The 23,409-nt window shown below is 61.2% G+C and carries 25 protein-coding genes and 2 pseudogenes; 1 reads left to right on the top strand and 26 read right to left on the bottom strand.

Features of this window, described 5'->3' with window-relative positions; translation table 11 throughout:
* Positions 1 to 36: 36 nt before the first annotated feature.
* The 18 genes and pseudogenes from JZX87_RS28755 to JZX87_RS28670 form a co-directional block, all read right to left on the bottom strand.
* Positions 37 to 1,611, bottom strand: a complete 1,575-nt coding sequence (locus tag JZX87_RS28755; RefSeq protein WP_206829259.1) for a Do family serine endopeptidase — start codon at positions 1,609 to 1,611, stop codon at positions 37 to 39.
* Between the two features lie 166 nt (positions 1,612 to 1,777).
* Entirely contained in the window at positions 1,778 to 2,206 is a 429-nt protein-coding gene (locus JZX87_RS28750) for a cytochrome c-type biogenesis protein (protein WP_206829258.1), read from the bottom strand.
* Between the two features lie 230 nt (positions 2,207 to 2,436).
* Entirely contained in the window at positions 2,437 to 4,425 is a 1,989-nt protein-coding gene (locus JZX87_RS28745; protein ID WP_206829257.1) for a heme lyase CcmF/NrfE family subunit, read from the bottom strand.
* A complete protein-coding gene (gene ccmE / locus JZX87_RS28740) occupies positions 4,422 to 4,946 on the bottom strand; it encodes a cytochrome c maturation protein CcmE (protein ID WP_206829256.1) in 525 nt (174 codons plus the stop codon). Before ccmE ends, JZX87_RS28745 begins: the two co-directional genes overlap by 4 nt.
* Positions 4,943 to 6,124, bottom strand: a complete 1,182-nt coding sequence (gene ccmI / locus JZX87_RS28735) for a c-type cytochrome biogenesis protein CcmI (RefSeq protein WP_206829255.1) — start codon at positions 6,122 to 6,124, stop codon at positions 4,943 to 4,945. The genes ccmE and ccmI overlap by 4 nt, the downstream gene beginning before the upstream one ends.
* 194 nt (positions 6,125 to 6,318) lie before the next feature.
* Entirely contained in the window at positions 6,319 to 6,750 is a 432-nt protein-coding gene (locus JZX87_RS28730; RefSeq protein WP_206829254.1) for an RT0821/Lpp0805 family surface protein, read from the bottom strand.
* 228 nt (positions 6,751 to 6,978) lie between these two features.
* Entirely contained in the window at positions 6,979 to 8,385 is a 1,407-nt protein-coding gene (locus JZX87_RS28725) for a sensor histidine kinase (protein WP_183822586.1), read from the bottom strand.
* A gap of 28 nt (positions 8,386 to 8,413) precedes the next feature.
* Positions 8,414 to 9,085, bottom strand: coding sequence for a response regulator transcription factor (locus JZX87_RS28720; RefSeq protein ID WP_148145533.1), 672 nt, complete (start codon positions 9,083 to 9,085; stop codon positions 8,414 to 8,416).
* A gap of 102 nt (positions 9,086 to 9,187) precedes the next feature.
* Positions 9,188 to 9,451 carry a hypothetical protein gene (locus JZX87_RS28715; protein WP_148145534.1) on the bottom strand — a complete coding sequence of 88 codons (264 nt, stop codon included), beginning with the start codon at positions 9,449 to 9,451 and terminating at the stop codon, positions 9,188 to 9,190.
* 107 nt (positions 9,452 to 9,558) lie between these two features.
* A complete protein-coding gene (locus JZX87_RS28710; RefSeq protein WP_148145535.1) occupies positions 9,559 to 9,789 on the bottom strand; it encodes a hypothetical protein in 231 nt (76 codons plus the stop codon).
* An 18-nt stretch (positions 9,790 to 9,807) separates the two neighbouring features.
* Positions 9,808 to 13,603, bottom strand: a pseudogene (locus JZX87_RS28705) (baseplate multidomain protein megatron).
* A 326-nt stretch (positions 13,604 to 13,929) separates the two neighbouring features.
* Entirely contained in the window at positions 13,930 to 14,373 is a 444-nt protein-coding gene (locus tag JZX87_RS28700; RefSeq protein ID WP_206829252.1) for an NlpC/P60 family protein, read from the bottom strand.
* Positions 14,370 to 15,245, bottom strand: a complete 876-nt coding sequence (locus tag JZX87_RS28695) for a phage/gene transfer agent baseplate hub protein (protein WP_206829250.1) — start codon at positions 15,243 to 15,245, stop codon at positions 14,370 to 14,372. The genes JZX87_RS28700 and JZX87_RS28695 overlap by 4 nt, the downstream gene beginning before the upstream one ends.
* A complete protein-coding gene (locus tag JZX87_RS28690; RefSeq protein ID WP_206829248.1) occupies positions 15,242 to 15,880 on the bottom strand; it encodes a DUF2460 domain-containing protein in 639 nt (212 codons plus the stop codon). The genes JZX87_RS28695 and JZX87_RS28690 overlap by 4 nt, the downstream gene beginning before the upstream one ends.
* Positions 15,881 to 15,906: 26 nt before the next feature.
* Positions 15,907 to 16,443 carry a phage tail tape measure protein gene (locus JZX87_RS28685; RefSeq protein WP_206829247.1) on the bottom strand — a complete coding sequence of 179 codons (537 nt, stop codon included), beginning with the start codon at positions 16,441 to 16,443 and terminating at the stop codon, positions 15,907 to 15,909.
* A 26-nt stretch (positions 16,444 to 16,469) separates the two neighbouring features.
* Positions 16,470 to 16,733, bottom strand: a complete 264-nt coding sequence (locus JZX87_RS28680; RefSeq protein ID WP_353654288.1) for a rcc01693 family protein — start codon at positions 16,731 to 16,733, stop codon at positions 16,470 to 16,472.
* Between the two features lie 20 nt (positions 16,734 to 16,753).
* Positions 16,754 to 17,116 carry a gene transfer agent family protein gene (locus tag JZX87_RS28675; RefSeq protein WP_206829245.1) on the bottom strand — a complete coding sequence of 121 codons (363 nt, stop codon included), beginning with the start codon at positions 17,114 to 17,116 and terminating at the stop codon, positions 16,754 to 16,756.
* Positions 17,116 to 17,523 (bottom strand): phage major tail protein, TP901-1 family, encoded by a 408-nt coding sequence (locus tag JZX87_RS28670; protein ID WP_148145543.1) that lies wholly within the window; start codon positions 17,521 to 17,523, stop codon positions 17,116 to 17,118. The genes JZX87_RS28675 and JZX87_RS28670 overlap by 1 nt, the downstream gene beginning before the upstream one ends.
* A gap of 109 nt (positions 17,524 to 17,632) precedes the next feature.
* On the opposite strand from JZX87_RS28670, the gene JZX87_RS28665 reads away from it, so the two are divergent.
* Positions 17,633 to 18,856: an MFS transporter gene (locus JZX87_RS28665; protein WP_206829243.1), complete on the top strand. Its 1,224-nt coding sequence runs from the start codon at positions 17,633 to 17,635 to the stop codon at positions 18,854 to 18,856.
* Here the strand turns inward: JZX87_RS28665 and JZX87_RS28660 are convergent.
* From JZX87_RS28660 to JZX87_RS31640, 8 genes and pseudogenes are all read right to left on the bottom strand, one after another.
* Positions 18,837 to 19,235 (bottom strand): DUF3168 domain-containing protein, encoded by a 399-nt coding sequence (locus tag JZX87_RS28660; protein WP_206829241.1) that lies wholly within the window; start codon positions 19,233 to 19,235, stop codon positions 18,837 to 18,839. The two genes, JZX87_RS28665 and JZX87_RS28660, sit on opposite strands and share 20 nt — an antisense overlap.
* Entirely contained in the window at positions 19,232 to 19,564 is a 333-nt protein-coding gene (locus JZX87_RS28655) for a phage head closure protein (protein WP_502711348.1), read from the bottom strand. The genes JZX87_RS28660 and JZX87_RS28655 overlap by 4 nt, the downstream gene beginning before the upstream one ends.
* Positions 19,564 to 20,133: a head-tail connector protein gene (locus JZX87_RS28650; RefSeq protein WP_183822609.1), complete on the bottom strand. Its 570-nt coding sequence runs from the start codon at positions 20,131 to 20,133 to the stop codon at positions 19,564 to 19,566. Before JZX87_RS28650 ends, JZX87_RS28655 begins: the two co-directional genes overlap by 1 nt.
* Positions 20,134 to 20,264: 131 nt before the next feature.
* Positions 20,265 to 21,548: a phage major capsid protein gene (locus JZX87_RS28645; RefSeq protein ID WP_206829239.1), complete on the bottom strand. Its 1,284-nt coding sequence runs from the start codon at positions 21,546 to 21,548 to the stop codon at positions 20,265 to 20,267.
* On the bottom strand, positions 21,545 to 22,150 hold the full coding sequence (locus JZX87_RS28640; RefSeq protein WP_206829237.1) for an HK97 family phage prohead protease: 606 nt from the start codon (positions 22,148 to 22,150) through the stop codon (positions 21,545 to 21,547). The genes JZX87_RS28645 and JZX87_RS28640 overlap by 4 nt, the downstream gene beginning before the upstream one ends.
* 148 nt (positions 22,151 to 22,298) lie before the next feature.
* A complete protein-coding gene (locus JZX87_RS28635; protein WP_206829235.1) occupies positions 22,299 to 22,460 on the bottom strand; it encodes a hypothetical protein in 162 nt (53 codons plus the stop codon).
* Between the two features lie 10 nt (positions 22,461 to 22,470).
* On the bottom strand, positions 22,471 to 22,797 hold the full coding sequence (locus JZX87_RS28630; RefSeq protein WP_206829233.1) for a DUF6107 family protein: 327 nt from the start codon (positions 22,795 to 22,797) through the stop codon (positions 22,471 to 22,473).
* A gap of 413 nt (positions 22,798 to 23,210) precedes the next feature.
* Positions 23,211 to 23,409, bottom strand: a pseudogene (locus JZX87_RS31640) (hypothetical protein); the annotation flags it as partial.

Below are 23,409 nucleotides of genomic sequence, written 5' to 3'. Positions count from 1 at the left end.
CACCCCCGCAGTGTCACTCAGATGGTTTGCGCGGTATCAGCCTTCGTTGATCGGCAGAGCGACGAAGCGGCTGGAACCATCGGCCTCGACCTGGAAGAGCGCACGGGTGCGGCCATCCTTCTTGGCCTGTTCGAGAACCTTGCCGACATCGGCTGCGCTTTCGACCTTCTTGTTGTTGACCGAAAGGATCTTCTCGCCGTTCTTCAGGCCGCGGGCAGCCGCCTCACTGTCCGGATCGACATCGGTCACGGAAAGGCCGGAACCGTCCTCAGCCGGGGCAACGGTAATGCCGAGGCTTGCCAGCGCCTGTTCGCTTGCCGGAGCCGGATCATCCGGCTGCGTGGGTTCAGCCGAGGCGGCTTCGTCGCTTGCCATATTGCCGAGCGTTACCGGAATGGTCTGCTTCTTGCCATCGCGCCACAGGTCGACATCGACCTTGGTGTTCGGGGCAAAGGCTGCGACACGGCGGGCGAGATCACGGGCGTCCTTGATCGGCTGACCATTGACCGCCTGAACGACGTCACCCTGCTTGATGCCGGCCTTCTGGCCCGGAGAGCCTTCCTGCGGCGCAACAACGAGTGCACCGGAGGCTTCCTTCAGACCGAGCGAGTCGGCGATGTCCTGCGTTACCGGCTGGATCTGCACACCAAGCCAACCGCGCTCGACCTTGCCGTCCTTCATCAGGTCGGCGATGACGTCCTTGGCAGTGGAAGCAGGAATTGCGAAGGCGATACCGACATTGCCGCCGGACGGCGAGAAGATCGCGGTATTGATGCCGACGACCTGACCATTCAGGTCAAAGGTCGGGCCACCCGAATTACCGCGGTTCACGGCTGCGTCGACCTGGATGTAGTCGTCATACGGTCCGGAGCCGATGTCACGGCCACGGGCCGAAACGATACCGGCGGTTACCGTGCCGCCGAGGCCGAACGGGTTACCGACAGCGACAACCCAGTCGCCGACGCGAACCTTGCTGTCATCTGCGAAGGAGACGTAGGTGAACTTGCGGGCCGGCGCATCGACCTTCAGCAGCGCAAGGTCGGTACGGCTGTCCTTGCCGACGAGCTTGGCATCGAGTTCGGTACCGTCGTTCAGCACGACCGTATAGGCCTGGCCATCGGAAACGACGTGGTTGTTGGTGACGATGTAACCGTCTTCGGAGATGAAGAAGCCGGAGCCCTGGGCTGTCGGGCGCAGGTGGTGCGGACGATTTGGCCCACCGGGGCCACCGCGCTCTGCACGGTCACGTGGGCCTGCGCCCGGGCCCGGGCCACCGGGACCACCCTGGCCGCCGAATTCCTTGAAGAAACGCTTCAGCGGATGATCGTCAGGCAGCTGGTCGAAGCCGCGGCCGCCGAAGTTGAAGGAGAAATTGCTGTTGTCGTCGGAGACCGGCTGTGCGTCGGACTGGACGCGAACCGAAACGACCGCGGGGGAAACTGCAGACACGACATCCGCGAAGCTAGGTGCCTGCGGCGCTGTTACGGAAACCGGAGCGGCAAAGGAGGACATGACCTGGCCTGAGATGCCGGTGGACAGCATGACGGCGGCAAGGCCGGCAACGGTCGAGGTCTTCAGCACTGTCTTGAGGGAGGGACGTCCAAACGTCATGGTGAAAGCTACCTTCTTCTCTTCGTCACTCAATCTTGGTCAGGCTGCCGATGGGCAACCCGCCGTTGTTCGATGAGAGAGATATAGGCGCCGTCACCTTAACTGCAGGTGGCTAGAGCATGAAATGTTCGTAATATTTCGAAATATCCGGCCCGTGGTCCAAAACCTACTTGCCGAGCAATTCGTCGATTTTGGCTTTCTCCTCGGCACTTAACACCTCGGAAGGACGCCGCGTAGGCCTGCTCCTGACAAAAATGACGATAGCGAAAATACCCGCGATCAGAAGTCCGATCGGCATGGACCACAAAATGATCGTCTTGCTGCTGAGCCGTGGATTGAGAAGAACAAACTCGCCGTAACGCGACACGACGTAATCTACGACCTGTTTGTCCGTATCACCATCAGTCAGCCGCTGGCGAACCAGCACGCGCAGATCCTTGGCTAGCTCGGCATTGCTGTCGTCGATCGACTGGTTCTGGCAGACCATGCAGCGCAACTGCGCCGAAATCTGGCGCGCACGCTGTTCGAGTGCCGGATCTTTCAACACCTCGTCCGGATTGACGGCGAAGGCTTGGATGGGGGTGAGAAATGCCATCAGCAATGCAAGGATGAGCGCAATCCGCCCCCCTCTGCCCTGCCGGGCATCTCCCCCACAAGGGGGGAGATCAGCTGGGCGCACCGTCCTGCGCAAATCAGGCCTGAAACTGGAGATTAATTTAGACATCCACTGTCTGGGCAAAGGTCGATCTACGGGTGATCTCCCCCCTTTTGGGGGAGATGGCCGGCAGGCCAGAGGGGGGTGTGCCGCACGACGAACGAGCTCCATCATTCCGCCGGCTCCATCACAGCCTTGACCTGCTTGGCCTTCCTCGACGGTGCGCCCACGCGCAAGCGTCGATCCGACAGAGACACGAAACCACCGACCATCATGATCAGGCAGCCGCCCCAGATGCACAGGATCAGAGGCTTCCACCAGATGCGCACGACGATGCCACCGCCATCCATCGGATCACCGAGAGAGACATAGAGCTGGCTGAGCCCAAAGGTCAGGATGCCGGCTTCCGTGGTCGGCATGCGACGCGCCGTATAAAGCCGCTTGGACGACCATACATCGGAGACCACAGCGCCACCGGAGCTCACCGTAAAATGCCCCCGCTCCTCGGTGAAATTCGGGCCGACAGCTTCGCGAAAACCGTCGAAGGTCAGCGAATAACCGCCGGCGTCCGCCGTCTGCCCCTGCTTCATCTCGACGACATGTTCGGTGCTGAAAGCCGATGCGGCAACAATACCGACAACGGTCACGCCGAGGCCGAAATGGGCGAATGCCGTGCCCCAGGCCGAGCGCGGCAGGCCTTTCAAGCGGCGCAGCGAGGTCATCACCGGCAGTTTACCGAAGTTGCCGCGATACCAAAGGTCGGCGATCGCGCCGAGCATGCCCCAGCAACCGATTGCCAGTCCGAAGATCGCAAGGACCGGCCCGCCATTCTGCATATACCAGAGCAGCAGACCCAGAAGCAGCGCAAGGCCGGCAAAAACCCAGAGCCGCTGCAGCGCGCCATGAAGATCGGCGCGTTTCCAGGCGAGCATCGGCCCGAACGGAACGGCAATCAGAAGCGGTAGCATCAACAGGCCGAAGGTCATGTTGAAGAACGGTGCACCGACCGAAATCTTTTCGCCCGTCAGGGTTTCCAGCACCAGCGGATAGAGCGTTCCGGTCAAGACGGTCCCAGTCGAAACCGTCAGGATCAGGTTGTTCAGCACCAGCGAACCTTCTCGCGATATCGGCGCGAACAGGCCACCAGCCTTCAAGGTCGGCGCTCGCCATGCAAACAACATGAACGCTCCGCCGATAAAGATCGCCAGAATGCAGAGGATGAAGATACCGCGCGACGGATCGGTGGCAAACGCATGGACCGAAGTCAGCACGCCGGAGCGCACAAGGAAGGTACCTAGCAACGACAGCGAAAAGGTCATGATCGCGAGAAGCACGGTCCAGATTTTCAAGGCCTCGCGCTTTTCCATGACCAGCGCCGAATGCAGGAGGGCCGTGCCGGCAAGCCAGGGCATGAAGGAGGCGTTTTCGACCGGGTCCCAGAACCACCAGCCGCCCCAGCCAAGTTCGTAATAGGCCCAGTACGAGCCCATGGCGATGCCGGCGGTCAGGAAGGTCCATGCGGCGAGCGTCCATGGGCGCACCCAACGTGCCCATGCCGCATCGATGCGGCCTTCCATCAGCGCCGCTACGGCAAAGGAGAAGCAGACGGAAAAGCCGACATAACCGAGATAGAGAAGCGGCGGATGGATGGCGAGGCCGAAATCCTGAAGGATCGGGTTCAAATCCTGCCCTTCAGCCGGTGCCGGATCGAGGCGCAGGAACGGATTGGAGGTCAGAAGGATGAACAGCAGGAAGGCCAGGCTTATCCAGGCCTGCACGGCCAGAACATTGGCCTTCAGCGTCTCGGGGATATTGCGGCCAAAGACGGCGACCAGAGCGCTGAAGAAAACGAGGATCAGCAGCCAGAGCATCATCGAGCCTTCGTGATTGCCCCAGACACCGGAATATTTGTAGATCAGCGGCATCAGCGAATGGGAATTCTCCCAGACGTTCTTCACCGAAAAGTCGGAAACCACATAGGCCCAGGTCAGCGCGGCGAATGAGAGCGCCACGAGGCCGAACATGACCAGCGAACCGGTCGTCGCCACCGCCATCATGCTGGCGTCACGCCGATGGACGCCGATCAGCGGAAGGATAGAAACGATGATTGCGGTCGCAAGCGCCAGTACCAGCGCGAAATGGCCGATCTCGACGATCATGGCGTGGTGCTCCCGACAACCTGTCCGCTTTTGGCTCCAGCCTTCTCACTCCGGTCGTCCTTGGCCGGCGCCATGCCCTTGCCGGTTCCGTCCTCCCAGACACCATCCTTTTTCAGCCGGTCGGCCACTTCCTTGGGCATGTAGTTCTCGTCATGCTTGGCAAGCACGCTGTCAGCCACGAAAGCATGCGTCGCTGCATCGAAGGAACCTTCGGTCACAACCCCCTGCCCCTCGCGGAACAGGTCGGGAAGGATGCCGGTATAGCTCACAGGCACGGTCGCCTTGCCGTCGGTCACGGTGAAGCTCACAGTAGACCCCTGCCCGCGCTTCACCGATCCATCCTCCACCAGACCGCCGAGCCGGATGCGGGTTCCAGGCTGCAGATTGGCCGTGGCCAGATCGCCCGGCATGAAAAAGTAAGCGACGGACTGCGAGAAGGCGAACATCACGAGGAAGACGGCGATGATGATAAAGCTCATGCCGCCGGCGATTACGGCCAATCGTTTCTGCTTGCGCGTCATTGGGTTACTCCCATCTTGGGGGTGGCTCCCGGATTTGCCGCGCCTTCGGCCGACAGTCCTATTTCCTGTGCGAGCGCGATCAATTGTCTGCCCTCGTTTCCATCGGCGGGGAAATGCTCCAGCCCGGTCTTCAAGGCGGCTTCAGCCTTCTGCTTGTCCCCGAGCACCATGTAGGATCTTACCAGCCTCAGCCAGCCTTCGATATTGTTCGGATCCGATTCCAGCTTTGATGCGAGGCTGTCGACCATGCCGCGGATCATGTCCTGGCGATCACCCTGCGACATATCCTGCGCTGCGGCTACATCATCAGCGTTCGGGCCGCCCAGAGAAGGCGGCGCTGCAGGTGCCGCAACGGTGCCGCCATTTTTGGCGATATGTTCGTTGATCAGGCCCATCCACGGAGCATCTCGGGGCGAAGCCTTGGCGATCTCCTCGAAGGTCGCTTTCGCGTCAGTCGCCTTGCCGGCCTGTTCCTGTGCCACGCCAACATAAAAGCGCGCGCGCACATCACCCGGCTCCAGCCGAACCGCTTGCTCGAAGGCAGAGCGGGCGCCCTCGGTCACGATACCATCATTGGCAACGACCAGCGTCTCGCCGAGGCCCGACAGACGTGCCGCACTGGGTCCGATCAAGCGAATCGCATTTCGATAAGCAAGTTCGGCGTCCCCAAGCCGTGCAGTGCGGAAATAGATCGGAGCCAGAATATCCCAGCCGGAACCATCGTTCGGATTCTGCGCCAGATGCCGCTCGGCTTTCGCCACCAGCAGCGACATGTCATTGCCTGGGTTCGCCAGCCGCGCTTCCAGCGGCTGATCGGGCAAACCTGGGCTGCCCAGCATGACGTAGAGACAGAGCCCGATAGCAGGGGGCGCGACAGTCACGATACCGATCGCCATCCTGCGTAATCCGCTCGTCTTTACCGCGTCCGCAGCATCTACATTTTCCTTACCCGCAGCGGCCAGCAACCGGCGACCGATCTCGGCGCGCGCATATTCGGCTTCCTCGGCGCTGATCAGGCCGCCGGCACGATCCCGGTCGAGTTCCTTCATCTGGTCACGATAGACCTCGATCTCTCCGGCATTGTCAGGCGCAAGGGCCTCGGGACGCCGATAGAGCGGATAAAGCAGCGCTGCAGCGACGATTGCCGTCATGAGCGCAAGAAGGATCCATAAAATCATGTTCGCCAATTACTGCAACGGCGGTGACATTCCAATCGGTCCCATGCCGTTGACGTGAATTTGAGAGATCTCCGTGGCCCATGGCCACGCCACGGGCCAGGTCTTTAGAACGTTTCAAGACTGATGGGAATGTCTATCGACTACTATGACCTGTATCAAATTCACGAATCCGTGCGGGCATATCCGACACGAATTCAGCTGAGCGGCGTCCAGGTCCCGTCGGAATTGCGGCAGGCGGCGCCTCTCGCGAGCATGTCCCGACCGTCGACAGTAACCGTGTGCCGGTATTGCCGGCAATTCTGTGCGCCTACCTGGTAAGGTGCGTTGGCGACGACCGTCCCGTTGGCGTTATCGCCCTTCCATTGAACAGACTGCCCGCCGGCCATCTCTTCCAGAGCACGGTATTCAGCTTCCAATGCGCGTGAGCGGTCGCTGGATGAAAGCTCTGCACCACTACGCCCAACGATACCGCCCTGCAGGGCGGTAATATAGCCTGCCGAGGCAGACGGCTTTGGAGACAAGAGCCCTCGCGCACCGGCCGCAGAACGCGACGTCGACGTGCAGCCGGAAACGACAGCTATTCCGCAAAGGGTCAACAGCACGGTTGAAAAGCTCGTGGGGCGCATCGCTTGCTTATGGTCTCCGACTTGCATGCTCGGCAGAAAACGAGGTCTTCACATCAGCATCTCCGCCCGCCTTGAGAAATAATTCCCTGGCTAGGTTGATCGAGACCGTTGCAGAGCCTTGTTCGTCCGCCTTTCACTTCAATGATATAGCAGGCGATGCGATCGTCCAGAAGATATGACAGCAAGTCTTTAGCAGTTGCTCATTGGCCACAGGTTTCATGACCGGCGTCAGGCTGCGTCACGGGTCACGCCGGGCAGCAGAAGTCTTGCTCGCAATCCTCCGTGCGCACCACGGTCCAGATTGAACGTACCATTGTATTCAGAGGCGATTTCACTGACGATCGAAAGGCCGAGACCGGCACCGGGCTTGCTTTCGTCCAGCCGTTTTCCGCGTTTCATCGCTATGGTGATCTGCTCCGGCTCGAGACCGGGACCATCATCCTCTACAATCAGCTCTACCCATGCCCTTCGGGCAGCCTCGCCTTCGGAACCCGGCGGCGGAGACGACGGAGCGATCGCTACCCAGATATCGGTCTTGGCAAAACGCGCGGCATTCTCCAGAAGATTGCCAACCGTCTCTTCAAGGTCCTGCTGTTCAAGCGCCACCGCCAATGACGGCGGTGAAACGGAAAGATGGAACTTCGTGTCCGGGTTCAACCTGCGCATGACGCGCACCAACCGCTCCATCACCGGTTCGGCCTCGCTTCTGGCGAGAAGCGAGTCGCGCTGGGCCGCGATCCGGGCGCGATTGAGATAGGACTGAACCTGGGTCTGCATCGCTTCGGCCTGGGAGCGCACCAGATCGGACGGCACCTTCTCGCCCAGCCGCCCTTCGTTGAGCAGCACTGCAATCGGTGTTTTCAACGAATGGGCAAGATTTCCCACCTGCATGCGCGCACGCTCCACGATACGCCGATTGCTTTCGATCAGCGCATTGATGTCGTTGGCCAAAGGCATGATTTCGCGAGGGAAACGTCCCTCCAGTCGTTCGACTTCGCCGCGCCGCACCCGCTCCAGTGAACGGCGTGCGCCCTTCAACGGCAACAGGCCGAAAAGGATCGCCAGGCCATTGACGATCAGGCTGCCAACGCCGAACACGGCAAGCGTGATATAGAGATTGCGCGAAAATCCGTGCACGTCATCTTCCACGACGGCCAGATTTCCCGAAACGCGAAACCGCGCCGCACGCCCTTCGCCGTCGAGAACCACTTCGGTCTCGGCCACGAGCACCGTATTCCCGAAAGCATCATTGGTGCGGTAGAACCGTTCGTACCGATTGTTGAACGGTACGCTCAGAATGGTCGGCACCTTGATGTTCGAGGTCCCGAGGGAAGACGAAGAAAGCGGTGTCGCCGCGAAAGTGCCGAGCGGCTCGATGATCCAGTACCAGCCAGTCTCCGGCTGCGAGAAACGCAGGTCACCGAGTTGCGGATTGCCCGAAAGCTTGTTGTCCTCACCAATCGTCATCGAGTTGATGACGTTATAGAGCTGCGCACGCAGAAGATCGGTAAAAGCCCGCTCCGACGATTGCCGGTAGAGCTGCGAGATGACGATCGCGATCACCACCAGCGCTACGGCAGACCATGCGGTCGCAAGCAGAAGCACGCGTGCGGTGAGTGACCGAAATCCTCCCATGCCAAGGCTCGGAGGCTGTTTGGGGAGACTATTGGGCATCGGCCGGCGCTTGCATCCGGTAGCCAAGCCCACGCACGGTCTCGATCAGATCAACACCGATCTTCTTGCGCAGTCGACCGACAAACACTTCGATCGTGTTGGAATCGCGATCGAAATCCTGGTCATACATATGCTCGACCAGTTCGGTTCGCGATACGACCGTGCCCATGTGGTGCATAAGATAAGACAGAAGGCGGAATTCGTGGGAGGTCAGCTTCAGGGCAATGCCATCGACCGTTGCCTTGGAAGCCTTGGTGTCGAGGCGTACCGGGCCACAGACGATCTCTGACGACGAGTGACCAGCCGCGCGACGGATCAGCGCCCGCACTCGCGCCAGCACCTCTTCGACATGGAAGGGTTTTGCCACATAGTCGTCAGCACCGGCGTCTATGCCGGCCACCTTGTCGCTCCAGCGATCACGCGCCGTCAGCATCAAGACCGGCATGCCCTTGCCGTTGGAACGCCATTTCTCAACGACCGTGATGCCGTCCATTTCAGGCAGGCCGATATCGAGAATCACCGCGTCGTAAGGTTCCGTATCACCAAGGAAATGACCCTCCTCGCCGTCGAATGCGGTATCGACGACATAGCCGGATTCTTTCAATGCGTCCGAAAGCTGGCGATTGAGATTGACGTCGTCTTCGACCACGAGAATGCGCATGAACCGTCCCCTGCATAAAATCTTGCAAGTATCTAGCGCATCAACCCGAAAACCGCACCCGGTTTCGGATCCAAAAAGGCGCTGATGTCTAGTATACTCCGCCTACATCGGCACCCGGACGGTGACCTTGCGCGGCCGTTCGCTGCCATTGCCCTGCACAAGGACTGTTACAATGCAGGTCTGGCCATCCGAGGACGGCTGGGCCGACAGAAGCTGTCCACCCGTGTCACGAACGACGCGAGACGCGGCTGTGCCACAGTCGCCCGCAACAAGAACGAGATAGTCTCGTGCAGTCGCAGGCTCCCCAGGCAATGCTGCAAATGCAGTGCCGGCAGCCAAAATCGCTATGATTGGCAGTCGCGCCATGTGTACCTGTTTCCACTCAACCGACGAAAGGTCATGTCCAATGCATGTTATGGATTATGTATCGGATGACGGCTGAATGGCAAATGAATGCTCTGTAATCCTCCCCTTCAGGATGGTCTGGAGGGGGCTTTTCCACCGATTGAGCCGGTTGCCACAAGGCGCCCGTAAAGCGCCAGAAGGCCACCGACGGCACCCGTCAATGTCACCGCGATATCGGCCAGTTCCGCTTGATCCGCAGCCCCGATCTCAAGGCCAGCAAGCTGTAGCGCGGAGGCTGCAACAGCAATCAGGGCGCCCCAGATCGTCTTCGACTGATACCAGTTCTTCATCAAATCCATCTGTTCATCTCCTTGTTATCAAAGATTGATCGATGATCGCGCAGGAATGCCCAGAGGAACCGCGCGTCCCATCTGCCTGACTGCGAAATCGATACTTGTTTGCCGTTCACCGAAGTCGGCGAGTTCGTCTTCTGCGGCATAGGAAAAGGACGGCTCAGTCACTTCGATGCTCCTCACCACATCGCCATGAGCGATCAGATCGATGCGATACCGCTCCTGTGGTTCGTCTATCGGGATGTCCAAGGCCTCCCAGCCATCAGCGTCTACCCGGCCGCATCGCGTCCAGCCTATGACGATGTCTCCTTCAGCTCTCCTCTCGGCCCAAAGATGCACGGGTGCCAACGGGGTTTCGGCTCGCGCGCCGCCGGTAAACACACGAGGTCCGGCCCGACCACCACCGCTGCCAAGGCTCTCGGCGAGCCAGTTCAGTGACCGCCCGCGTTCTTCGCTGCCGAGTCCAAGCGACACCACCGCTTCATCCAGCAAGACAAACGGACTGCCGGTCCCGGCACCGGCCACTGTCGCATCCTGCGTCCCGGCAAGCCCACGCAGCAGGCCGGACAGCCGCCAGCGTTTTGGTGAAATTTCCTGCGCCGACAGAAAGCCAATGATTTCCCAGGCACCATTCTGCGCCTTCACCGCGATCCGGTTGTCGCCGGAAAGAACTGCAACGTCATCGGCCGATGCCAGTCCGCCAAAATGAAGATCCAATTCCAGTACATTCGCATGATCGAACCGGCCCGAGACGCCGGGCCGCAGCGGCGAAGTCAGCAACCCGAGCCGTGCAGGGCGATCAAGCGTCACCCGTGTGCGAAATGCCTCGCTGGTTGCCGAGGAGGAGATCACCATGCGCCGCCAGGGCCGGCAGTAACCGGCAACGCAGGCGAAGCTTTCCGATGCGGCATCCGTCAGGCGCGGCAGGTCCATGAAGTGCAGGACAGGCTGAAAGGTATCGGAAACGCCTCCGCCGCTTGTATGACCTCGGCTGGTCGCCACATACGAACCGGAAGGCGGCACCGCCACATGATGGCGTGCCTCGATCCGGCGGATCGCACCCTCTTCGATACGATCGACCACGAATATTCCATCAGGCCCATCAGCGAGCCGGATCGCGTCACCCGTCCCGATTGTCTGGTCGGTCGGTGAAATCGCAAAACTCACGGTCCGTCTGGCAATACGGTTTGCCCGCAGGGCAGCTTCAACCGCAGCAAGCGCCGTCTCCTCAAAAAGCGTCGCCGGCAGATCGTAACCCAGCACCCGCTTGGCCGCGGCCAAAACCGGGCGCGAGCGCACGCTTGCCTGCTCGTAGTCCAGCACCGGATTGAAGAAACCCAATGCGGTCTCGGCAGGGAAATCACTGTCGTGCCCCCGGTTTTCCGTCCATAGCGGCTCATCCTCGATATCGGCCAGAACGGCGATTTCATGCGGTTCAAGGCTCGATGCCAAGCGCGAGCGAAACCGTATCCGCCCGCCATCCTCGACCGCATCGATCTGGAATGCCTCCATCAACGGCTCAATCAAGGCCCGCGCCGAAGTGAGGTCCGCCTGCACGAAACCGGTCAGGTCACCGCTGACAGCAGAAACATCGAAATCCTCGATGCCGTGATCGACAAGGATCGCGGCAATCGCATCGGCAAGCGTGGTGCCGCCAATGCGTCCGTTGAGCCAGTGCCCGGTCCGCCAGTTGCTGCCGTCGCTCCAGAACGACAGGTCATCCGGAAAGGCCGGCTGCGGGCGTGCGTCCCATGTCCAGACAAAAACATGGTCCGGATCGACCATGCCCTGCGGTGCTGTATTGCCCTGCCAATGATTGTGGTGCGCTTGAAGAAAACGCCGCTGCTGACTGTCCGATCTTCCACCCGAAGAGAAGTATGGCAGATTGCTTTCAGCCGATTTCGGATCGACGAAGACATTCGGCTGATTGGCGCCCTTGTCCACTGCCGGACATCCCAGTTCGGTGAACCAGACGGGCTTCATTCCCGGCGTCCAGACCGTCGGCATCGCCCTCTCCGCACCGTCTGAACGGTCGAAATGCAGACTCGACCACCAGCTTTCGATATCCTTGTAACGAAAGACCCAGGGCTTGCCCGCCAGCCCGTCGGTTATGGGGGAGCGAAGGCGATTTTGCCGGTCAGCCTCACTGGCATAATACCAGTCATACCCTTCACCAGCTGCAATCTGCCCTGCCATCCCCGTCACGTCGTCGCGCGCAGCAAAGCCATCCGGGTTACGCTTTACGAGGTCATCGTCGCGCCAGTCGGCAAGCGGCATGTAATTGTCGATGCCAACCGCATCGATGTCCGGCGAGGCCCAGAGCGGATCGAGATGGAAAAAAACGTCGCCGCTACCGTCCTGCGGATGATAGCCGAAATACTCGCTCCAGTCGGCACCATAGGTTATCTTCGTTTCCACTCCGACCCTCGCCCTGACATCCCCGGCCAGTTCGACCAGTTCGTCAACAAAGGGAAACCGATCCGCGCCATCGCGCAATTGCGTCAACCCGCGCAGTTCAGAGCCAATGATGAAACCATCTACACCACCAGCATCGCCCACCATGTCCGCATAATGCAGAACCATGCGGCGATAACCTTCGCTGCCTCGGCTGAAGGCCTCCACCTGGGCTCGCGCAACCGCCGTCCGGTCCACCGACCCGGCTTCTCCCGGAGCAGGATGACAGGTGATCCTGCCCCGCCAGGGATAGGCCGCCTGTTCACTGCCGCCATAAGGATCGGGCAAACCGTTTCCCGCTGGAACATCCATCATCACGAACGGATAGAGATAGACTTTCAATCCACGCGCCTTGAGATCCGCGATTGCCGCCCTGACGCTCCTGTCGCTCGGCGTACCGCCATAGGCAGGCGCGCCGTCGCGCCGGCTGACCAGGTAGGCCTCACCTCGCCCGATGCCCGCTACCGACCAGGGATCGCTTTCATCGCGCCGCGCCTCCACTTCGACACCCGGCCTGATCCGGCAATGTCCGGCACGGAGATCCGTGCCGAACCACGAGACGACCAGCGCCACCCGCTGAAGGTTCGGGCAAAGCGCCTGCAACTCATCGATCGAGGCCTGCCAGTCGGTCAGCGCCGTCGTCGTATGCCGGTTGATGATGCGGCCTCTGCCCTCACCGGTGCTCTCCGTTACCTGACCGGTCTGATAGCCATGCTCCGTCGCCCCCGGAATGATTGTCACCGCCCGGATCTGCGCCTCCAGCCTGCCAACCGGTCGCAACACCTCAAACTGCAGCAGCGGAATACGATTGCCGAACGCATCGAGCGGCAGCCTTTCGAAGACGACATAGGCCAGCCCGCGATAGGCCGGCGCCAATCCCTCTCCCTGTTTCGCCTCGATCAGCGGATCGGGCAGCTGTTCCTCGTCGCCGCGATAGACGCGCATTTCGATCGCGGTCAGGTCGATTTCCCGGCCATCGGCCCAGACACGCCTCACCGAAGCGATCGGCCCTTCGCACAACCCGATGGCGAAATTGGCAAAGTAGCGAAACGTCTCGACGCGCGGGCCCGTCGCCTTGCCACCGGTGCGTTCACTCGTCACCTCCTCCTCGAAACGCGTCGCCCATATCATTGTACCCCCGATCCGCGCCGTCCCGTAAAGCCGGTTGATCGCACTCCCCTCATCGGCACCCGGAATCCGCGCCGTACCGAGCCTTGCGCCCGAAATCGTGCGGCTTCCATTAATCAAACTCCGGTCAACGACGCTGCCGGCAAGAGCCCCCCGCAGCCCGCCCGACGATCGCCCCGATCGGGCCAAAAACGCCGCCGAGCGCCGCGCCCGCAGCCTGAAAAAGAAGAGTAGCCATGATCTCTCCCCACACACCCGTCTTCACGACTGGATGCGCGCTAAAATTGTGATAGCGTATCGATGTTTGGAAGCAAAAGCAGAGAGTGCCGCAGCCAGCGCGGCACATCGATGGAGACGGGCTCCACCGACTTTGGCAGAAGCCCTGCTTTCAAACCTGGAGGTGATGTTATGAGGCTCAAGCCGATTGGCATTACGCTTATCTGGCGGGTGACCCGGACGGGCTGGTCAATAGCCGTCCGGGTTCATTTCGCCAAATAAGTCCAAGGTGAGCGGGCTGCAACCCCGCTCACCACTTCAGCAATATACGCCACTCCACCTAGATTTTCAATCAATCCGGGTTTCCGGAAAGCGATGCACGGCCGCAATCCTGCGCCGCCACGAAGCCACCAGCGCCGAGCGTATCACCGCAGCCTGTTCGTAGGCGTGAATGAAATGCGTCGACCCAGCCAGAATACCGGCATGCTTTGCCGCACAATCCTGCCGCCAGCGAAACAGAAGCAGATCTCCCGGCCTCGCCTCTGCCAATGGCAAGGCCGGTCCGAACAATCGCCGCCCGGCCTGCATCAGTCTATCCTCGCCGCTGCGCTCGGCCCAGTCCGGCGCATAGGGCTGTACGACTTCCGGCTCCTGACCATAAAGCTCGCGCCAGACGCCACGGATCAGGCCGATGCAATCGCAGCCCACGCCTTTTACTGCGCCCTGATGGCGATAGGGCGTGCCGATCCAGTTTTCCGCCAGCGCGACGATCCGATCACCCGGCCCCGTCATTCGAAAATCGGGCCGCCGTCATGGACCCGCTCCCCGTCTGCATAGGAATAGGCGAAGTCCGAACCCGGCACATGCGGGAAGCCACGGAAATTCAGCGAATTGGCGAAACGCTCCCGACACATTGAAAACGTCTTGTCGCAGCCGGCCGTCACGGTGAATGCCCGGCCCGGCTCGATCTCCTCTTCCAGCGGCAACCAGAGTGAAAGGACAGCTGTCCCGTCCTGGCGCCTGCCATGTCCATCCACCTCGGCGGAGAGGCCTGACGAAAACACGATCCTCCCCTGCCGAAAAAAGCCATCGGCGAAACCGGACAGCCCCGATACGAGCAGCCTGCTTCTGTCGATCATCTCGACGACCGACCCTTCACCACGCCAGGCGGCAAGATTCATCCTGCACCTGCCATCCCCCAGGCTCGCGTCGCAACGGCGGTTGTAAAGCCTGCCCTGCGGCTGGTTCAGCCGGTGTGCCATGCTGCGCAGCTCCGCACGAAACCGGCCGCCGGCCCGCACGACCTCGCCGATTTCGCGTATATTCAGCAGCATGCGCTCATCCGGCGCGGCCCAGTTGACGAGAAACAGTTCCACCCGGGCGCCATCATACCGTCCGACCGCCAGATCCTCTTCCTCGATCGCCGCACTCGAAAACCCGCCTGCCACCTCGTCAGCTTCCGCGCCAAGTCCTGCGGCCTGCTCGCTTTCGCTCGCTTCAAAGCCGCTCGCCGCCAGAAAATTCGTACCGTCGAAACTAAGGTCGCGGTCGTGGTCGGTAAAACCTATCACGACGTCATCGTGCCGCGTCACCCGCCAGCAATGGCAGGTCGTCGTCGCCTGCCCGTCCAGATGCGTCTTGAATGCCTGCGGGATTGTCCTCATGCCAATATCTCCGTCAGCGGAATGGTCGGGATACGCCCGGCATCGAAATGCGCGAGGTTGACGTCGATCCGGTCGATGTCGAAACGCACCGGCACGTCGAATTCATATCCGGCCTCGATCAGCGCGCCGGCCACCGGCACATGCCCCGCAGCAAAGGTCACCATCCCGGTCGTCGCATCGACCGTATAGGTCGCATCCGTGACAGCCACGCCTTCCACGGCAACCAGCACGCTCTCCCGAACCGGCTTGGTGATCCGCCGCGTCCAACTGCCACCCGCATCCTGATAGGCCTTTACCAGTTGAAACACGGCTGTCACGCCATCGCCGGTGCCGATGATCTGGTCGTTTGCGGAAACCACCCCGCCCGGCGAACAGGAGGCCCAATCCACCGGATCGCGAAAGCGAAAACCATACAGTTGCCCTCGCCGCGCCTCGAAGAACTCCAGCACTGCATAAAGATCGGTGAGCGAGCGGATACCCGATCCGACCTCATAGCTGCGGCGGCTATCGCGCCAGCGCTGGTTGCGCTGTTCCCGCCCGTTCGAGAGATTGACGATATCCGTGCGCCGCACCGGCCCGCCGCTCGCGTCGAGCGCCAATCGCAACGGAAAACGTATTTCATGAAACCCGCTCATGCCGATTTCCCCCTAAAGTGTCCGGTTCAAAGCCCTCTGCGCCCGCGCATCACGCTGCGTGCGAGCATGGCCGAAACCTGCGCCTCGCTCTTGCGGAAGCTCGCGACATCCGTCGCCGTCACATTGAAAACGATCTGTGGCCCTGCCCCGCCGCCAGCCGAAGCCACGCCAAGTGAGCCATCGGCGCCGCGTTTCAGCGGCAGGATCGCCTCCGGCCCCGCCTCGCCCATCAGGCCGGTGCCGCCATTCATCGGAAAATAGCTTGGTGCCCGTACGACCCCGCCATCGGCAAACGGCGTCACGGATCCGATCAGCGATCCCACGGCATTTCCGAGCAGGCCTTCAAGCGGCTTCAGACCGGCACTCAGCGCAATATCCGTCAGCCGGTTGCCCAATCCGCGCAGCACATCCTCCAGCCCCTTGCTGCCGGTCGTTGCCGATCTCAGCGCACCGGTCAGCGCCGCACCGAACCGCTGCGACCTGGCTTCCAGATCCGCCATCACATCCGAAAGCGCCTCTGCACCGGCAAGCGTTGCGGAGACATCCGTATCGTCGTTTTCCATTGTTGTTCTCCGTGAGCCACAGTCCCTCACCCGCGTGCGGGGAGAGGACCAGGATGAAGGTCAGACATTGCTGCGCCGACGCCCACATCCGGAAACGCTCGCATCAACGCATCCAGTTCGGCCCTGCCAGCCGCCATCTCGCGTGGCCGCGCGGCACCTGTCATGAGAAGGAATTCCACCGGCGTTAGCGCCCATAAATCCCGTGAAGAAAGCCGCAGCAGGGAGAAGCCGACATGCATCACCACGTCCCAGGGAAATGGCGCCGACGCGCCTGCCCTGTCGTGACGCACATTCTTTCCCGCTGCGGCATTCAAGGGTTTGCTGCGGCACCCTCCCCGTGCCCGGAAAAGGTCGCTGTCAGCAGGTCGCCAACGATACCGGCATAGGTCGCGATCCCTCCCTCGACGCTCATTGCCGCCACCTCGTCGTCCGAAAGCAGATTTCCGCCGCCGCGCAGGCCCGCGCCAATGATGCGGATCATGTCGGCGGACTTCAGCCTGCCGGAGGAAAAACGCGCCGCCAGCCCGTTCAGGTCTTCCGCGGAAAATGCCGTCTCGAGTTCCGCCAATGCGCCCAGCGTCAGGCAAAGGATACGACGCTCGCCGTCCAGCACCGCCTCCACCTCGCCGCGGTGCCGGTTGGCCCGGCTGCCGTTTATCGCCGCCCCGGCCATCACAGCGCACCGAAGGTGATTGCGCCGGCGGATTCAAGTGCCAGTTCGAAGCGCACCTCGCCATTATGCTCGCCGGAATATTCGAGAGCGCTCACCTGAAATGGACCGGCGATCGTACCGAAACCCGGAACCACGACCTGCCAGTTCAATATCGCGGAGGCGAAGAAGGCGGCTCTTATCTTTTCATCGCTCGCCTGATCCTTGAATATCCCCGCGCCGGTCAGCGATGCGCGCTGGACACCCGCGCCGCCCAGCAATTCCCGCCAGCGCCCGACGCTTTCCGCATCCGTTACATCCACCGTCTCCGCGTTGAATGCGAGACGACGCGATCTCAACCCCGCCACCGTCATGAACGTTCCGCCATCGTCGACCTTCAGAAGCAGGTCCCTGCCTTTCTGCGCTGCCATTCTACCATTCCTTTTCGATTGGTTGTCGTCTTCGCCCGAAAGGCCACTTCCCGCTGTTACGAGGACCTGCTACAGCCGTTACCGCCAGTTCCCTTCGCGATGTCCCGCCATGCCTCATCCCCCCAGTTCGGTCAGAACCGTGAGCGTCCTCGCCGTTGGGCAATTGATCGGATGGGGAACGACATTCGAAGCAGTCGGGGCGATCGGCCGCAAGCTCGGCTCGGATCTTGGCCTTGCAAACGAGATCGTCTTTGCGGGCCTATCCGTCATGATGATCACGAGCGCCTTCGCAAGCCCGTTGACGGGCAGGATGCTGGAGCGTTTCGGCGCCTCACGCGTGCTTTCCATCGGAACCCTGTTCTTCGCCGCAGGGCTTTGCGTTCTGGCCAGCGCACAAGGGGTGATCGGCTACATAACTGCCTGGATCATCCTCGGTCTTGGTGCAGCGCTTGCCCTCAATGCACCGGCTTTCACCGCTGTGGTCGAACGCGAAGGCGTCGAGGGAAAGCGCACGATCGCCATTCTGATGCTGTTCACCGGCCTGTCCCCGACGATTTCCTGGCCGCTGCTCAACCTGCTGCATGATCTGATAGGCTGGCGTTCGACCTTCCTCTGGGCCGCCGGATTGCAGGTCTTCGTCTGCCTGCCGCTCTATCTGTTCGGCCTGCCGAACCCGGTCGCCCGGGAAACCGCACGCATATCGGCCAACACCGCACCAGTACCGCTGACTGCGGCCGGCAAAAAGGCAGCCTTCATCTTCGTGGCGCTCTCAACGGCAATCGCCTCCTTCGTCACCTTCGGCCTGTCGCCTTCCCTTCTGGAAGTGCTGCAACAATCCGGTGCCACGCCTGAACTCGCATTGCAGCTTGCCGCAGCACGCGGCGTGCTCGGCATTTCGGCACGCGGTTTCGATATGCTGCTCGGCAAGCGGGGCAATCCCTTTCTCACCTCGGTCAGCGGGATCAGCCTGATGGTTGCCGGCTTCACCAGCCTTCTCCTGTTGCCACCGTCAACCGTCAGCCTCTGGATCTTCGTCGCACTTTACGGCTTCGGCTCGGGCATATTGGTCGTCGCCCGCGCATTGCTGCCGCTGGCGCTGTTTTCGCCGAGCGAATACGGCCGTCAGGCGTCACGGCTGATGATGCCGCAGAATATCGCCAATGCCATCGCCCCGATCCTGTTTACCGCCCTGTTTGACCGAACAGGGGTGTCCACCGCACTCATCATTTCAATCCTGCTCACGCTTGTCGCTCTCTGCTCGGTCATCCTTTTGATCTCGCTTGTCAGAAAAGCGCGCCGAACGGCCAGCATCGTCACTCCGTCACGGCCCTGAAACGTATCTCGCTGAGATAATATCTGGTCTTCGGCTCGCGACGGCTTCGCGCACTGATCCTGAGCAGGTTCACCAGAAGGGCACCGTCGAGCGCCAGATCCGCATTGTCGAGCAGCGCCGTCACCTTCGCGGTAATCTCCAATGCCCGCCGCCGTCCTTCCCCCTCGGACCAGACCTCCAGCGTGAGAAAATGCTCCTCGCCGGGCTCGGTCACGGTGGAAAGATCGCGGGTCTCCATTTCGCCGATCACGATTGCCGGTAGTTTCGGCCGCGTCTGCAGGCGATCACGAATGCCATCCGGCCCGATCAGCGCCGTCAGCACCGCATCGCCGGCAAGCCGCAAATGGATAGCCCTCAGAAGTGCATTTGCCGCACTCATCCCGCGCCCTCCTCGCAAAGACAGGTCAGATAGCGCCCGGTCTCATCCGGGTCCTGGACCAGCTTCACCGCAAACAGCCGAGCGCCCTTGCGCAAACGCTGTCCGGCAGAAACATCGCTGCGAAACCGCAGCCAGATGCGATGTGTAATCGTGCCGATCTCGGCACCGGCTCGTTCGGCAAGGCTTGCCGATACCGGTTCGACCTTGGCCCACATGGCGGCGGTCTCTGTCCAGTTCACCGTCGCGCCCCCTTGCCCGTCCGGTATGCTGACCGGCTCTTCCAGCAAAAGCCGCGCCGTCATCTGGCCGGGGTCGAAGAAGACCACCATCAGAGCCTCCGCATCCGGAACGGCGCGATCAGCCGCTCGTAGCCGTCGGGAACACCGGCCGGCTGCTGCTCTGCCGAGATGACACCGCGAAAAGCGAACATGTGGCCTATATGGATCAGCATCGCCCGTTTCAGCGTGTCCGGCACATCCGTTCCCGCCTCGCCATAACCGGCCGAAAAATCGATCTCGATACCATTCACGGCCCGGCCCGGAGAAGGTGGTTCACGCAGCCAGAGCCGTGCCGGACGCCCCACACCGTCGAGCAGATGGTCTTCAAGCGAAACATCAACGGCTGCGCCATCGGCATCATAAATCGTAACGGATAGAATCGCTTGCAGCGGCGACTTGAGGATTGGGATCACTCCGTCCGTCTGCCATCGATCAAGATAGAGCCGCCAGCTTTGCGCGATCAGGCAAAGCCCCGTCTCGCTCTCCAGAAACGTGCGGGCGGTCGTGATCAGCGACAGGAGAAGCGCATCCTCTTCACCGCCATCAAGCCGCAGATGCGCCTTCACCTCGGCAAGCGTCAGCGGTTCCGCCAGTGGCGGATCGATCAGTGCATAGGTCATGGAAATCCCTTGGGTAAGCGAATAGCGAATTGAGTGTGGCGAATAGGGAGATGGCTTGTAGCGATGGGAGAAAGCGGTCGCGTCCGCCCCTCCATTCGCTATTCGCTACTCCTATTCGCTTCGCAGCAGCATCAGCTCACCGCAAACTTCACCAACTTGATCGCCTCGAAATTCTGCACCCCGCCGCCGACGCGCTTGGTGGTGTAGAACGGGACATAAGGCTTGGCCGAATAGGGATCGCGCAGAATACGAACTCCCGCTCGGTCGACGACCAGATAACCGGAGCGGAAATCGCCAAACGCGATCGACAGCGAACCCGCCGCCACATCCGGCATTTCTTCGGCTTCCGCCACCGGAAAGCCCATCAGCGTTGCCGGCTGACCGGCAGATGCCGGCGGGCGCCACATGTAGTTGCCGTCGGCGTCCTTGAACTTGCGGATATCGGCCTGCACCTTGCGGTTCAGCATGAAGGTGCCGTTCTGCCGATGCCCCGCCTTCAGTGAATAGATAGCGTCGACCAGCGTGTCGGACGGTCCGGTGGATTTCCAGGCGCCTGCGGCCCCGGTCGCGATATGGCCGAGATTGCCCCAGGTCCAGGCGCTGTCGGCCACCGCTGTGTAGGACAGAAACCCCTTCGGCTTGTTGACACCATCGCCGCGGATGAAGGCATCGCCCTCCTGTTCGGCAAAGACGATATCCACCTCGCCGGCAATCCAGGCCTCGATATCGACCGCGGCATCGTCAAGCAGCGCCTGCGTTGCCGCCGGCATGGCGTAAAGTTCCATGGTCGGGAAGGACAGTTCGGCAAGCTGCGGCGCATTGGTCTGCGGCCGCGCCGCTGTCTCAGCCACCCAGCCTGTAGCAAGACCGGTCGTCGCGAACGGCTTCTTCAATACGGCGGTCGAGACGGTGCGCACGGTCGAAAGCGCCCGCATCGGCGAGACGACGGCAACCCGCCTGCCGATCTCGCTATCCGTCTCGTCCGGCACGAGATAACCACCATCCGCACCGCTGCCTGCCGACATCGCCTTGGCTTCCAGCTCGCGCAACCCCGCCTCGTCACCACGGCGGACATAGGCATCGAAGGCGGCCTTGTGCTCTGCCACCTCCGGCGACAGCTCGGCTCCTCCATGGGTATTGGCACGGGCCGATCCGAGCTGCGGCCGTGCCTTCTTCAGAACAAGCTGGTCGAGAACCTTCTTCTGGTCGTCCATTGCCCGGTTGATACGGTCGACCTTGTCACGGGTGACGATATCCGATGTCAGCTTCTGCTCGATCTCGCCGAGCCTGCGGTCGTTGACATCCTTGAAGGCCTCGAATGCCTCCATGAACTCGTCGAAAGCCGCCGTTACCGTCTCGGGTATGGCCTTCACTTCGGGCGCCACCTTGTTTGCCTGCATAACCTGCTCCGTCATATCGATTTTCCCTTGAAGCTTGAGGTGAACATCATCTTCGCCGCCCGCCGCATCTGGCGGACGAGTTCTGTTTCCCGATCTCGAAAGAACCGGGCATGCTTGACGTCGGAAACCATGGCCGATGGCAGCATCGGAAAGGTCACGACGGAAATTTCCCAAAGATCGGCTTCGAGGATGCGCCGCACCCCTGTCTTGGCATCGGTGCGCGCCTTGACGGTCCGAAACCCGATCGAAAGCCCGTCCAGCGCACCCGTTTTCATCAGTGAAAACACTTCGCGCAAGCGGCCCACGCCCGGCGACAACACGCCCTCGACAAAAAGCCCGCGGGCATCCTCGCGAATGGTTTTCCAGGCGCCGATCGGCTCGTTCGGATCATGCTGGTAAAGCATCCGCACGCCATCCGCGCCGCGGGCGACAAGCGAGTTCAGAAACGCCCCGCGCTCGATCTTGTCCTTGCCGAGATCGACCTCGCCGAAGACGCTGGCATAACCGGAAAAGGTGCCGTCGCCGGTAATCCCGGCCAGTTCCAGATTGGCGAATTTTCGGGCCGTCGGGCGCAAAGGAATACGCATGGGGGCGCGATGCCCGCGGTAAGCGTGCATGAAAATCTCCTGAATGAACTGAACGAACGGCTCGGCGTGCGCTCTTGGCTGAGTTGAAGCCCCGTGCAAGCCGCATTATATTGGGAGTACGGGTCCTTGAATGGAGCGCGCCATGCAGACGTTGATGCTCATCGCACTCGGTCTCATCTCAGGCACGGCAGTGATAGCTGGAGCAGTCGGCCTTGCCCTGCATCCACCAGCCATTTTCCGAAAGCCGCTTCTGGCCGATGCCCTCGAAAGAGCGGATCACGCCCTGGGAGACGCGGTCATGTATACCGGCACCGATGAAGGTGGCGGTGGTGACAGCCACAGCTGAACGCCTAGCGTCGACCGCCATATCTCTCCGCCACCCGCGACAACGCGCCCAGCACCCACCAGGCGCAGAGGCTCGCCGCAGCCGACCCCGCCAGCATCGTTTCCGCTCCCGAAAGCAGGCCGGAAATGCCGAGCCTTTCTGCCAGCCACAGCCCCGTCGGTCCGCCAAAAATCAACCCGCATGTCACGCCCGTTGCAAACCGGCTCGCCGCCTCCCGCCTGCTTTTGGGCAGAAGGTAGATCAGCGACACGCCGACACCTGCAAAAGCCCCCGCCGTCTTCGCCGCCCAGACGCCGATGATCGCGCCCGGATCATGTCCAAGATCAGCCATTGTTAATTCCTTGTCGGTTAGAGGGGGGGCAGTCAGTCGAGATCCCAATCAGGCGCATCTCGGAAAGGCGTGTACCCACAGCACCTTCGGACAATTGCGGCGCCGTGTTACCGCGAGCGCAGGCGGATATTGGTCAACTTTCAGAATCGCTTGTACAGAAGCCTTGAGAGGTTGAGTCCGACGCTTCGGAGGTTGCGTGAGAGGCTGAAGCTTGAAAGCTGCAGCCGATACCTGCCTTCTCAACGCTCAGTCGAGCTTGAACTGCGGGTACTCGGCCTCTTGCGGCACACGCAGCGTGATCGGATCGGAGAGCACCGGCTTGTCAGCCGATTTATCGGCGTTCTTTTTGTCAGCCATAGGAGCCTCCATTTGTAATACGGCGTATTACAAATCACACCCAAGCGGCCATTCGCTCAATATCCCACTGCCTCGCGTTTCTCGTCGTCGGTCAGAAAACCCGCCGCCCCGACCCGCGCCCACAGCGCTTCACGCTCGGCACTCAGCCCCGCAATCCGGTCGAGATCCGGCTCCAGCCTGCTGATTCCGATGAAGCCGCCCCTTTGTTCCGAGATGATTGCGCCCCGTGATTCCGGGATGATCTCGCCCCCTTCC

It is taken from the genome of Agrobacterium sp. Ap1 (assembly GCF_017313375.1).
In the GTDB taxonomy this organism is placed as follows: domain Bacteria; phylum Pseudomonadota; class Alphaproteobacteria; order Rhizobiales; family Rhizobiaceae; genus Neorhizobium; species Neorhizobium cellulosilyticum.
The sequence above is the reverse complement of the archived record's forward strand: the minus strand, read 5'-3'. Positions and strand labels throughout refer to the sequence as shown.